The 13,457-nt window shown below is 40.4% G+C and carries 10 protein-coding genes and 1 pseudogene; 4 read left to right on the forward strand and 7 right to left on the reverse strand.

From position 1 onward, the window contains the following. From BUA02_RS15890 to BUA02_RS09605, 3 genes and pseudogenes are all read right to left on the reverse strand, one after another. Positions 1-542, reverse strand: a pseudogene (locus BUA02_RS15890) (hypothetical protein); the annotation flags it as partial. Positions 543-1,327: 785 nt separating this feature from the next. Next, positions 1,328-2,989, reverse strand: a complete 1,662-nt coding sequence (locus BUA02_RS09600) for an alpha-amylase family glycosyl hydrolase (RefSeq protein WP_072703383.1) — start codon at positions 2,987-2,989, stop codon at positions 1,328-1,330. Between the two features lie 97 nt (positions 2,990-3,086). Then, positions 3,087-4,061: a nucleoside/nucleotide kinase family protein gene (locus BUA02_RS09605; protein WP_083572723.1), complete on the reverse strand. Its 975-nt coding sequence runs from the start codon at positions 4,059-4,061 to the stop codon at positions 3,087-3,089. A 200-nt stretch (positions 4,062-4,261) separates the two neighbouring features. On the opposite strand from BUA02_RS09605, the gene BUA02_RS09610 reads away from it, so the two are divergent. From BUA02_RS09610 to BUA02_RS09625, 4 genes are all read left to right on the forward strand, one after another. Beyond that, a complete protein-coding gene (locus tag BUA02_RS09610; protein WP_072703386.1) occupies positions 4,262-5,275 on the forward strand; it encodes a LacI family DNA-binding transcriptional regulator in 1,014 nt (337 codons plus the stop codon). Positions 5,276-5,629: 354 nt separating this feature from the next. Next, positions 5,630-6,970, forward strand: coding sequence for an ABC transporter substrate-binding protein (locus BUA02_RS09615; RefSeq protein WP_072703389.1), 1,341 nt, complete (start codon positions 5,630-5,632; stop codon positions 6,968-6,970). A 78-nt stretch (positions 6,971-7,048) separates the two neighbouring features. Beyond that, entirely contained in the window at positions 7,049-8,146 is a 1,098-nt protein-coding gene (locus tag BUA02_RS09620; protein WP_091757026.1) for a carbohydrate ABC transporter permease, read from the forward strand. Beyond that, positions 8,146-9,015, forward strand: a complete 870-nt coding sequence (locus BUA02_RS09625) for a carbohydrate ABC transporter permease (RefSeq protein WP_072703392.1) — start codon at positions 8,146-8,148, stop codon at positions 9,013-9,015. Before BUA02_RS09620 ends, BUA02_RS09625 begins: the two co-directional genes overlap by 1 nt. Before the next feature lie 63 nt (positions 9,016-9,078). On the opposite strand, the gene BUA02_RS09630 is transcribed toward BUA02_RS09625, so the two are convergent. From BUA02_RS09630 to BUA02_RS09645, 4 genes are all read right to left on the reverse strand, one after another. After that, positions 9,079-9,354, reverse strand: coding sequence for a DUF1858 domain-containing protein (locus BUA02_RS09630; protein ID WP_083385687.1), 276 nt, complete (start codon positions 9,352-9,354; stop codon positions 9,079-9,081). 79 nt (positions 9,355-9,433) lie between these two features. Then, positions 9,434-10,468 (reverse strand): aldo/keto reductase, encoded by a 1,035-nt coding sequence (locus BUA02_RS09635; RefSeq protein ID WP_072703395.1) that lies wholly within the window; start codon positions 10,466-10,468, stop codon positions 9,434-9,436. A 31-nt stretch (positions 10,469-10,499) separates the two neighbouring features. Then, positions 10,500-12,875, reverse strand: coding sequence for an alpha-galactosidase (locus BUA02_RS09640; RefSeq protein ID WP_072703398.1), 2,376 nt, complete (start codon positions 12,873-12,875; stop codon positions 10,500-10,502). A gap of 2 nt (positions 12,876-12,877) precedes the next feature. Next, positions 12,878-13,444 (reverse strand): TetR/AcrR family transcriptional regulator, encoded by a 567-nt coding sequence (locus BUA02_RS09645; protein ID WP_072703401.1) that lies wholly within the window; start codon positions 13,442-13,444, stop codon positions 12,878-12,880. Between the last annotated feature and the right edge of the window lie 13 nt (positions 13,445-13,457).

Genomic DNA, 13,457 nt, shown 5'->3' on the forward strand with positions numbered 1-13,457 from the left:
TCAAGTGTCATCTCTGGCATTGCCTCAGGTGCTGGCTCCTCAAGTGCCATCTCTGGCATTGCCTCAGGTGCTGACTCCTCTGCAGGTGCTTCTCCTGATGCCATTGCTGCCATCATCTTATCTACATCAGTTGCTGTTTCTGCAGCGGCCATTGCTGCCATCAAAGCTTCTGTATCCTGTACAGGCGCTTCTTCAGCTGTAGCCTCAGCTACTGCCTCTTCAAGTGCTATTTCTGGTGCTGGTTCTTCTGCTGGCATTTCAACTGCAGCCGCTGCTGCAAGAGCATCTGCTTCTGCAATTTCAGCCGGACTTGGAGCGGCAACCTCCGCTTTATTTTCAGCAAGCATAGCTTCAAGATCAGGAAGATCTGGTGCTGGTTCTGGCGCAGCTTTCTTTGGACGTCCTCTCTTTGGCTTAGGTGCTTCTGCAGGTGCAGGCTCCGGAGCCGGTGTTTCTGCCGCCATAGCAGCTAATAAATCATCAACATTCGCTGTTGAAAGATCCTGTCCGTTAATCATTTCCTGAGTGCTCATGCCTTCCATGTATATATCTCCTTTCGAGAATCAAACTCAAAAAACATGCATAAAACAGCCTATATATATTATCGTTTATTTCGATGATAATTTACAGTAAATTTTTCATAAATTTATCTAATTTAGGCAAATTTACAGAAGATTCATATTTAATTTGTCATCAGGCTAAATTGTCTAAACCTTGTCATCACTTCCATGACTAACTTCACAGAAATCCTAACTTGAAAGCATGCCTTTGGCTCTTTATTCTCCTTTTGGACATGTCAAATATTTAGATAAGCAAGTTTTTATAGCATGCCTTTTTCTATCTTTTCTACTTTTAGCATGTCAAAAATCTAGATAAACATGTTTTATGGCATGTCTTTTTCTATGATTTCCTCTTTTAACATGCCGAATAGCCAAATAAACAAGTATTTTGGCATGTCTTTTTCTATAATTCCATCATTTGACATGCTAAGCCCAAACAAATCAAGCCAATATACCGCAAATCAAGCCCATATACCCAAAATGAGCCACTAACCCCGTCCCTAGGGCTCATTCAAAATGAGCCACAACCTCCGTCCCTAGGGCTCATTTTCTCTCAAGCCAGCATACATGGGCACCGTAGTCCAAGCCTTTATACCAAAAATGAGCCGCAACCTCCGTCCCTGGGGCTCAAAAACTCCCGCTGGCCTCCCTAGGGCTCATTTGGGCGAAAAATCCCCCGGCTGAGCCTCAAAAGCCCAAACGGGGGAATAGAACTACATATTCACATATCAAACAAGTTTAAAACTCACTAAAAATTTACTCAAATCTTACTCTTCAGAAATCTTGTAGCTATAATCTGCAAAATCAGCTTCGAGAACAGCCTTGTGGCCTTGGTTTTCCCAAACAAATTTCATAACAGATCCGGCAAAAGAAATATCGAGCTTAGCATCAAAGCCAAATGCAGGGCATGTATTTCGGAATTTCAGGAGTTTAAGCTGCTCCTTAACAACATCCTTTTTCATAGCCTCTTCAATCTGTTCTAATGTTAGATTTGTACGATTGATTTCTTTGTGTCCGCCGGCACCAGCTCTTTTAACAGCTTCATGATCATTCTTGCCTGCAAAGAGGTCAAGGTACCATACTTGTGGCTTACCTGGCATGAACATCTGGATTGCTCTAGCAAAAAGCATCTTCTTGTCATCATCGCCAAGGGCACTGTAGTATGTAGCGTTTACCTGATAATACATATTCTTGGCACCGTGAAGATCCTTAACAAATCCGCCGCGGCCAACAATTGTATCGATCATCTTCTGAATATCATCATCAGCTAAGATTCCCTTAAGATCAAGAAGAGGAATACCATCGTGGCATCCAAGCATGTTAACTACGCGGATCTTCTTTTCCTGAATCTCGTTTGCCCACTTAGCAAGCACTTCTCCAGACTTTGTCTCAATAGCATAGATCAAAAGTCCAGGAAGGAAGAAGTCATATGTCATATAGCCCTTATTTGCTACAACTTCATAGATCTTCTCGCTGTAACTTGCATGAATCTCTGGTAAAAGAGATACCTTAAACTCGTCAGCAAGCTTCTTAACCTTTTCAAGTACATCCCAAGTATCAGGCTCATTTAAGAAGTTCTTTTTACCTGGTTCCTTTGGAGCATAAGCAAAAGCATCAAGTCTTACGATGCTTGCGCCATATCCTGAAAGAGCCTTAAGAGTATTTCTGTAATGCTCCCAAACGAGATCGGACTTAATATTAAGATCCATCTGACCAAGATATCTTCTACCTGATTCCAAAAGATCTACAACTGCATCCTTATATTTCTCATAGCCAGTAAAATCGATTTCTGCTGGCTTCTTTCCCTCATCAAGTCCCGCACACACTCTCTTTGACAATCTATCTGCTGCAAGATACTGAATATCAAGTTTATCCATCAGATCCTGCGCGTCAGGGCGCTTGTACTGCACCTCCTGATAGAATGTATTCCAATATGGAACATCCTTTCCATCAGGCATACGCACCATAAGTATTGGAAGTCCTGGCTTTCTAAAGAACATGTCCTTAATGTACTTCTGATCAGGCTGAATGTAGCCCTCATCAGTCATCTCGCCATAGCCATCCCAAAACTTATTCCAGTTAATGAAGAAATCCTTATACTTGGACTTCTCACCGTTTTTCACAAGATCCTGGAACTGAGGAGAAAGAACTGAGGCATGATTCAAGATAAAATCAAGCTTTAAGTTGATTCCAAGCTTCTCAAGCTTCTCAAGGTCCTCCTTACTTCCAAGTTCTTCATTTATGCCATAATCAATAACGGAAAAACCTCTATCCAGATCTGTGTTAAATATACTAGGCAAAATATAGAAAGACTGAAACACATCTTTAAACTCGTCCTTAGAAAGAACTCCTACAATGTCTCCGAGCTTTCCGCCCATACTGTCCGGATAAGCATTAAGCATTGGTCCATTATCCACAAATTTACTCATACATATTCCTTTCAAATACTACAATGTTACGTTTTTCACAGAGCGAGAATGTCAACAAAATCTGTCATACACAATCTCAAAAAAGGCGTCCTGCCAATCACTTCATAAGCTCTTTAAACTGATCGTAGCTGATGATCTCTCCTGATTTAGTTACGATGATCTTGGCTTTGTGAGCCTGGTTAACAAGTTTGTTTTGCTCAAGCTCAAGTACAAGTGTTGTAAATGGACTGTCAAGCTTGCCATCCCTGTTTCTTGATCTTCTGTGTTCAAGTGTTTCCTGTGGTGTACTATTTAAAAGAACAGGTATATCAACCTGAGTCATGTAATCGCTGTTACCATGTGTCCACTCTACGATCAGAACCTGCTTGTCTGACATATCAACTTCGTCATACCAAAGAGAAGCTTCATCTCTGCCCATTCTCTTGAGCCAAAGCTTGTCAGCTCCATCCTTAAATGCCTTCATGATCTGATCTACTTCTGCAAAGTCTGTCTCCTTTGGAGTTCCAAGGTAATCATCAAGTCCCTTGCTTCCAGCCTCAAAGTATGACTTGAACCATGCGTCAGTTTCTATATGTGCCTTGTTTGCGTCATCTTCAGCTATCTGCCACTCTTTTACCTTTGCAAAGTTTTCTGGATTCATGACACCAGCGTCAACCATTCCTCTGATGCCGCAAACTCTGAATGTATGAAGTCTCTCTGCATCATTGTACATAGGAATACGATGTGGATAATTATCTCCTGACATTGTGTAGCTACCGATTCCAGCCTGTTCTAACATATATGACAATAGTGACGCAATTTCAGATTTTCCAACTCCTGATCCGCCGCAAACTGCTACAACAGCGCGTCTGTAAGGATTAGCAGTCATCTTTTCCTTAAGCTCTTTTACCAGAACAGGAAAAATAGTCTTGGCCTTAGCTATATGGCTCTCGCCGATTTCAATCTTGTCCCCTGGCATATCGCCGTGAGGAATATCACTTGGTATTTCTAAACTAGCAATATTATCTGAAGCTTTTTCAACCTTGTCTAAAACATCGTTTGAAACAGTCATTTTGTTAAATTCTTTATTCATAATTCTCCTTCTTAAAAACAACAACCAACTTGCACAAATCCCAGCCACCGCCAAGAGCCAGTATTTATGCGGCTTCTACATAATAATTCCATCAAAAGAAATTTCGCGTACAGTTTTCATTTTGACAAGTCATACTATGCCATGTTATTTTGAACACAAGATACAATAACTTTTTTTCTTTGTAAAGACTAAAAAAAATTATGATAACGATTAAAGAGATTGCAAAACAACTAAACATGAGCACTACAACAGTTTCAAATGTTATCCACGGAAAAACTGGTGAAGTGTCCGAAGAAACAACAAAAATCGTTCAAGACTTCCTGAAAAAAGTTGACTATGTACCTAACATCAACGCGCGAAATCTTGCACAAAATGAATCCAAGATCATAGGTCTTGCCCTTAAGGCTCGTGCCGACAAGTATGAAAACCTCATAATGGACCCTTTTGTATCGGTCCTTATAGGTGGTGTCGAAGAAACCATCAGAAATGCCGGCTACTTCATGATGCTGTATATTTCCAGTGACACAACAGAGATCATGCGACATGTTTCCACATGGAATGTTGATGGCCTGATACTTTTTGGTATGCTCAATGACGACGGAATCCGCGTCAGTGAAAAATACAAAAAGCCTATAGTCTGCATCGACACTTACAGTATTGAAGGATTAAAGCACTTCACAAATGTCGGTCTTGATGATGAACAGGGCACCTACGACATGGTCACCTATCTTATCTCACAAGGTCATAAAAAGATTGCATTCCTGTCAGATAATATGAATGGTGTCGACCTTGCCAGACTCAATGGTTACAAGAAAGCTCTTAAAGACAACAATATAAAGTACTCGGATTCAAACTTCCTAAAGATCAGACCTAAAAGTGATGAAGTCGAGTATAGCTTGGAAGAAATCTGTCGAAAGGCCAGGGACTTCACCGCGATCATGTGCGTATCTGATCTCTATGCCATTACACTTATGGCAGCCCTTGAAGATAGAGGCATATCTGTTCCAAATGATATTTCAATAGTTGGTTTTGATGATAATATGCTTGGTCAGTTACACAGGCCAGCCCTCACTACTGTTCATCAGGATGTAAAAGAAAAAGGTATTGTAGCAGCAAGGACGTTGTTACAGCAGCTAAACAACCAGAAGACACCTAATCAGATTCTTCTTCCTACACACCTTGTTATCAGAGATACTGTAAAGAAATTAACGTAATAATGACCCTTATCCGTGAATATGTCAAATTTTTTTGATCAAAATCGGATAAGGGTTATTTATTTTTACCAATCACCTTATGCGCATAAGTCATGATTGTTAACGCTATTACAAATATTTAATGTACGTTTTATTATAATTTAAGAATTTTCTGTGTTCACGCCAAGCCCAGTATTTTACTGGGCTTGGCGTTTTTCTTTAGCACACTTATATTAAAATAATGCTAGATACCGCTTGAATTTTAACAGTTTCTGTGCTAATTTGAATATAGCGTACAACTTATGCGCAAAAGTAACCGCCAAAAATGAATTTTATTATGGCATTTTGCACAAAGGAACAAAGGAGGAAACAAAAATGAAAAAGAAACTCATGTCAGTTCTTTTAGCAGGAACAATGGTTCTTTCACTTGTTGCTTGCGGAAAGGCTACCACTGACACAACTACATCTGACAACACAGATGCAACTGCTACTCAGACAGATGCTACTCAGACAGATGCTGCTCAGCCAGCTGATGCCTCAGGTTCTAAAGATGCAATTCGTCTTGTAAATGGTAAGCCTGAGATCAATGACCAGCTCAATACCCTTGCTGCTAAGTACAAGGAAGAGACTGGAAATGAAGTAGTTATCGAGACTATCGGTGGCGATCAGAAGGCTTCTGATGCACTTAAGGGTTATTATCAGGCTGGTAATATGCCAGATATCTTCTTCGTAGAGAGCAACGATATTCCTGATTGGGAAGGTAAGCTTGTTGACCTTGCTGGTGAGCAGTGGACAGAAGATACAGATTCTGAGCTCGTTGTTAACGGCGTTACAGTAGGTTTCCCATATTCAGTTGAGGCTACAGCTCTTGGTTACAACAAGGAGCTCCTTGACAAGGCAGGTATCGATCCTTCAACTCTTACTTCACCTGCAGCTTGGAAAGAAGCTGTAGAGAAGCTTGACTCCATGAAGGATGAGCTTGGTATCACAGCTGTATTTGGCTGGTGCACAGAGCCATCTAACCTTGGATGGTCATCAGGTACACACGTATTTGGTCAGTATCTTGATGCTGGTCTTGCATACGACGATACAAAGTACATTGATCTCCTCAATGATGGTGGACAGATCGACGAGAACAGAATGAAAGCATTCGCTGAATTCATCGACATGATGAATCAGTATTCAGATCCTGATCTTGTTATCGATGGTAACTATGATAGCCAGGTTGCTGGATTTGCAGAAGGCAAGTATGTATTCGTAACTCAGGGTAACTGGATTGCTCCTAACATTCTTGCAAACGACAACTATGATGGATTCGAGATGGGCTTTGCTCCATACGCATTTGAAGATGGTATTGATACAATCATCGGTGGTGTTCCAAACTTCTGGGCAGTATATGCTGATGGTAACGTAGAAGCTGCTAAGGCATTCCTTCAGTGGTGTTCTGAAGATTCTGCTCAGCAGATCCTTGTTGAGGAAGCTGCACTTATCAGCCCATACACAGATTGTAAGTACACATCAGATGCTCCATTCGCAGCAAGCATTGCACAGTATATCTCAGCTGGTAAGCTTTCATACTGGCACACAATGGAGAAGAAGAGCGGTCTTGAAGATAAGACTTCTGTTGTATTCAACCAGTTTGCACAGGGTGCACTTGATGTAGATAGCTTCGTATCTACAATGGGTCAGGTTATTGCTAGCTACTACGCTAAATAATCCTGCAAAAAATTTATAGATTGTTTAGGCGGGGGCAAATTAATTGCTCCTGCCTTTTCTGGAAAAAGGAGATTCAATATGAGAGGAACTTTCAGACCTAAAAGAACTTCAGCAGTCATATGTCTTATAATCGGTATATTGCTTACAGCTGCTGCTCTTACAATTGATATTTTTTTGGCAACAGGTTTCATTCCTTCAGATAATAGTTCCGATCTGTGGTTTAGAGGACCTCTGTTAGTACTTGGAATTATAGGAATTGTTTTAGGATTATATTTTTATCCTACACTCAAGCATCATCGTACAATTATTAATGTATTGTTTTTGTTCCCATTACTTTTCGCATTTTTTATTACAGTTATCTTACCTCTGTTTTTAGGTCTCTTCTATTCTTTCACTGATTGGAATGGAATAGAGTATTCGAGTGTAATTGGAGTTGGAAATTATACAAAAATGTTCAAGGATCCAAGCTTTATCTGGTCAATCCTTATTACATTCTTGTTTGTAGTATTTAATATGATACTTGTTAACCTTGTAGCTTTCCTTTTAGCTCTTCTATGCACTTCCAAGCTTCCAGGCATGGGATTCTTCAGAGCAGCTTACTTCCTGCCAAACCTTATCGGCGGAATCGTACTTGGTTACATTTGGAATTTCATTTTTGCTAATGTAGTAACTCTTTTAACAGATTCATTATCAGGAAACAGATTATCAATGCTTGCCAATACCAAGACAGCATTTATGGCGATCATCATAGTATATGTATGGCAGTATGCAGGTTATATCATGCTGATCTACATCACAGGTCTTAACACTATTCCAGGTGATGTACTTGAGGCTGCAGCAATCGACGGCGCTAAGCCTCTTCAGACACTATTTGAGATCAAGATACCAATGATCGCACCAACTATTACGATCTGTACATTCCTTACACTTACATCTGCTTTCAAACAGTTCGATGTAAACCTTGCTCTTACAAATGGTGCAGGCGCTGTTCCAAACTTCCTTGGAGAGTTCATCACAAATGGTACTCAGATGCTTGCACTTAATATTTATGATACAGCTATTACTGCAAGAGATTACTCTTTTGCACAGGCTAAAGCGTTCCTGTTCTTCATAATCCTTGCTTGTGTATCAATCATTCAGGTTCGCATTTCAAATAAGAAGGAGGTAGAACTGTAATGCATAGAAAAGAAAGACTACCTATCATTGTATTAAGGTTTGTTATTGCTACTATACTTGCAATATATGTACTATTTCCTTTCGCACTTGTTGTTATCAACTCATGTAAGAACAAAACAAATATTATTGATAACCCTATCAGTTTTAATGAAGCAAGCTTGGGGCAGCTGTTGTCAAACCTTGACAATGTTATCAATAATCAGAGCTTCCTATTTTGGAGAGCATTTGGCTTTTCTGCGCTTATAACTGTGTTATCTTTAGTACTTTTAGCATTATTTGGGGCTATGGCAGCCTGGGTCATCTGCCGAAACAAGACAAAATGGTCAGCAGCAATCTACTTCACATTCATTGCTTCTATGATCATTCCTTTCCAGGTAGTTATGCTTCCACTTATCTCAACATTTAGAAGAGCTGGTGATTTCATCGGTATTCCAATGCTCTTCTCTGTACAAGGTATCGTATTTGCTTACCTTGGATTTGGTGGAGCTATGACAGTATTTATCTTAAACGGATTTATCAAGGGTGTTCCATATGACCTTGAAGAGGCAGCATCAATCGATGGTTGTGCTCCTGAACAGACTTTCTTCAGGATCATCTTTCCTCTTCTTACACCTGTTATTACAACAGTTACCATTCTTAATGGTATGTGGATCTGGAACGATTACCTTCTTCCATCACTTATGCTTGGAAGAGCCGGTGATATCAAAACCCTTCCAATTGCCGTACAGGCATTTGTTGGTTCATTCGTTAAGCAGTGGGATCTGATCCTTACTGCAGCACTTTTGGCAATCCTGCCAATGATCATCCTTTTCCTTATCGCTCAGAAGCAGATCATGGAAGGCATGATAGAAGGAGCCGTTAAAGGCTAATATAAACCCACAAAAAATACCTCGCACATTATATGTGCGAGGTATTTTGATATTCTGATCTAATTATGCATTATGCTCAAGAAGGTAATCATTAAGAGCATCTACAATCTCTTCGCCATCGATACCATGAACTGCGCAAGCCTCAGCAAGTGATTCCATCTGTGAAGCTGGGCAATGAATACATCCCATACCACACTCCATAAGGAACTGTGCTGCAAGTGGATGCTTTGTAATGATCTCACCAACGTTCATATCCACTGTAACTAAGTTCTCGTTCTCCACGTTTTTGTCCTCTCTTTCCTCGTCATTTCCAAAAAACAGATCTTTTAATCCGCTCATTTTTTCTCCTATTCGTGCATGTGTAACCATGTACAAGTAAGTTTAACAGTTAGCACTTTTTTGATTGTGCACAATGATTTTACCGCACACTTACTTCTCCTGCAAGTACCTTTTTATAATCTTCATAATTTTTTCGCAGAAGTTCAGGAGTATTAAGTTCATAAGGGCACTTTAATGTACATGCTCTGCAACCTAAACACTCGTCAATCTTGGCCATTTCACCCTGCCAGTATTCATTTAGCCAGTTTTCTGAAGGCGCTCTTCTGAGCATAAGAGACATTCTGGCACAATTATTGATCTGGATACCTGCTGGACATGGCATGCAATAACCACAACCTCTGCAGAAATCACCTGACAATTCCTTCTGCTCCTTCATAATGAAGGCTTCAAGCTCTCCACTATATTCAGGAGTATTGTCCATATATGAGAGCCACTCATCAAGCTCAGATTCCCTCTGAATCCCCCAAATAGGCATTACATTATCAAATTGACTCATGAATGCCATAGCCGCATCGGAGCGGTTGATAAGTCCTCCAGCGAGTCCTTTCATAGCTATGAAGCCCATATTGTGCTCTTTGCACATTTTTACAAGCTCGATCTCCCTCTTAGAAGAGAGATAACTAAACGGGAACTGTAACGTCTCATAAAGGCCGCTTTCTATGCACTCTCTTGCAACCAACAGCTTATGTGATGTAACACCAATGTGCTTTATAAGTCCTTTTGCCTTGGCTTCCAGCATGCATTCATACATTCCTGTACCATCGCCAGGCTTGTAGCACTGTGACACCATATGGAACTGATAGATATCGATATGATCTGTCTGTAGCTTATTTAGGGATGTCTCAAGATCTTTCCAGAAATCCTCTGGTGTCTTGGCTGCAGTCTTAGTGGCGATATAAATCTTGTCACGGACGCCATATTCTACAAGACCTTTGCCCAATTTTTCTTCGCTATCGCTATAGGCTCTAGCTGTGTCAAAAAAGGTAATTCCACCCTCATAGGCCTTTCTAAGTATCTTAACAGAGGTTTCAATATCATCTCTCTGAATAGGAAGAGCGCCAAATCCGTTCTGTGGCGCGCTTATCCCTGTGGTGCCAAGTGTTATCTGTCTCATGCCAAATCTCCTATATACTAGTCAAAAGTCTTTATTTTACTTCTTCAAATACGTAGAGTCTTGTATCTCCGGTTCTCATGATCCTTGTTCCTTCGTTATTGCCAGTTCCACAGAAGGATGAATTAAGGGCTACTCCATGATTGTTAAAAGAAGCTCCTGTAGCCGTTTCTTTCTGCTCTTCTCCACTCATATTAACAACCTTGTCCATAATAGTATGAAGGATTCCGTCCTGTTTCACGTGGATAGGAGTCTGTGTATTTACAAGGCTTCCAAAGTCTTTAAGACTATGAGGAACCTTTCTGCCTGTCATATTATAGAGTTTGTAATCATCAAGTCCCACTGTTCTAAGGCATCTATAGTCATTATTTGGCCTTGCATTCTTTTCAACCACAAATGCTACAGCCTTAGTCTTATCCTTGCTGACAATAATATAGCTATTATCAGGAAGTCTGTAGTAATCGCCAAACTGGAACAATTTTCTATGTTTCTTGTAAAACTCAACCTGATCCGAAACCAGCTTTTTATCTGCCTCAGACATGTCGCATAGATTAAGTTCATAGCCAAAACATCCGGCAGCTGCAACTTCAAACCTGGTCTCCATTGGCACAGTATTAAGCGTTTGATGGTTAGGACAAGCTGAAACATGGGCTCCAATAGTACTTGCAGGATATCCGTAGCTGTAGCCTCTTTGAATATCTACTCTGCACATAGCATCTGTATCATCACTTCCCCAGATCTGCGGGAAATAACACAATATGCCAAGATCAAACCTGTTACCACCAGCAGAGCAGCCTTCAAACAATATCTCAGGAAAGCTCTCAGTAAGTTCCTTCATGATCCTGTAAAGTCCAATATAATATCTGTGCTGGAACTCACCCTGTTTCTCAGGTGCAAGTGCTGTACTATATCTATCAGAGAATATCCTGTTCATATCCCATTTAACATAGGACACTTTGCCTGATGAAAAGACCTTTTTCATGTTGTCAATTACATAGTCCTGAACATCATCCCTTGTAAGGTCAAGGTTCATCTGATTTCTACCCTTTGAATGAGGATGGCCAGGAACAGTTACAGCCCACTCAGGATGTGATCTGTAGAGGTCACTATCCTCATTTACCATCTCAGGCTCAACCCAAAGACCAAAGGACATTCCAAGATCTGTGATCTTGTTTGCAAGCTCCTTGATTCCTCCAGGAAGCTTCTTTTTATTCTCATACCAATCACCAAGAGATGAATTGTCATTATTTCTTTTGCCAAACCAGCCATCATCCATGACAAAGAGCTCTATACCGCATTTCTTAGCCTCTTTTGCAAGGGAAACAAGTGAGTTCTGAGTAATGTTGAAATATGAAGCCTCCCAGCTGTTGATCAGGATAGGACGTTCTTTCTTTTTCCAGGTACCTCTTACTATATGTTCTCTTACAAAATCCTGCATGTTGATGCTCATTGCATTCATGCCCTTGTCAGAATAGGTCATAACAGCCTCAGGAGCCTCAAATTTGCTTCCTGGTGCAAGGATCCAAGAAAATCCCACAGGCTGGATGCCGCTGACAAAACGGCTCATAGAATTGCCATTTGATGACAGGGCTTCATAATGATTGCCACTGTAGATAAGGTTAAAACCGTAACAGTCTCCACTAAAATCATCAGCTGATGTGCTGCTTACTATAACTAAAGGATTGGATCTTGATCCTGACTCGCCTGCCGCAAGCTCTTCAGATACTACTTTTCCACCGCTGCAGATACTCTCATACTTGCCCATTTCATCAGCCCATCTTCCATGGAAGGAAGTAAACTTATGAGATGGAGAATTAAAATCAACACAGGTACTAAGGATTCTGTCAATCCTGATATCTTCTTTACTTTCATTGGACAAAACTGCACTTCTGGTGATGACATCGCACTCAGGGAATACTGAATAAATGAGCTTAAGTCTTGCTCCATATTCCTTGTCTTTTAAGGTAACAACAAGCTGCTGGATCTTGTCATCTAAAACTGCAACATCCTCTGCATATGAAGATGGAAGTGTACTTAGAGGCTTTTTGCCATCGGTTACCTTGTGGCACTCATAGAGAAAGTCCACGGTACTAGAGCCATCTGCATAGGTCAGTTCCACGAAAGGATCTCTGATATCGCCTTTTCCAAAGCTGGACATCTCCAAAGTCAGCTGTTCAAGCATGACAGAGCTATGTTCATCTGAATAGTTATTGAGGTTACCTGCTCCATTAAAGTGCTTTGGCGCAACAGCAGCTGCTACTTCATCTAAATGATTTAAACAGTCATTTTGGTTAGGAAACAAAAGACCTCCGTAATGAAGGTGTTCAAGATGGCCTGATTCAAGCCTTCTGAACATATATGCAGTATTCTTTGTCTGCAGCAAAAAGACATTATTATTAGTAACGATCATTGTCAATTCCTCACTTTAAGTCCATTCATGATGATATCGATCATGCCGTTTAGTGACTCTTCATAACTGTACTTGGTGTTACTGAGTTCTTTTGATGTAAGGAACTTTTCAATGGCTCCCTCGATGATCAGCTTAATAAGAGGAATTGGAAGATCCTTTATAAGCTTTTTGTCGATAGCTTCTTTTAAAAGCTTCTCTGTTTCTTCCCAATCGCTTTCAATTCGCTCAGCAACCTTCCTGTAAACAAGAGGATACTTTTCCTTGAGCTGGTAAACCTTTCTAAAGTCGATATTCTTATAGTTGTCAGGAAGACAAACAATGAGCATAGAAATCTTTTCCAGAAGATCCAAGGAATCATCTGCCAAGACTTCTGCCTCTTTTTTCTTGATGTTAGAAAAACCATATTCTACAGTAGCAAAAAAGAGTTCATCTTTATCATCAAATTCCTTATAAATTGTCTTTTTACTAATGTGAAGCTCCTTGGATATATCATCCATAGTAAACTTCATTCCCTTGCTGTTAAACTGGTCGATAACAGCTTCCATAATCTTTTGCCTGATTTCATTCATATGAAATCCCCTC

The sequence above is a fragment of the Butyrivibrio hungatei DSM 14810 genome (assembly GCF_900143205.1).
Taxonomy (GTDB): Bacteria; Bacillota; Clostridia; order Lachnospirales; family Lachnospiraceae; genus Butyrivibrio; species Butyrivibrio hungatei.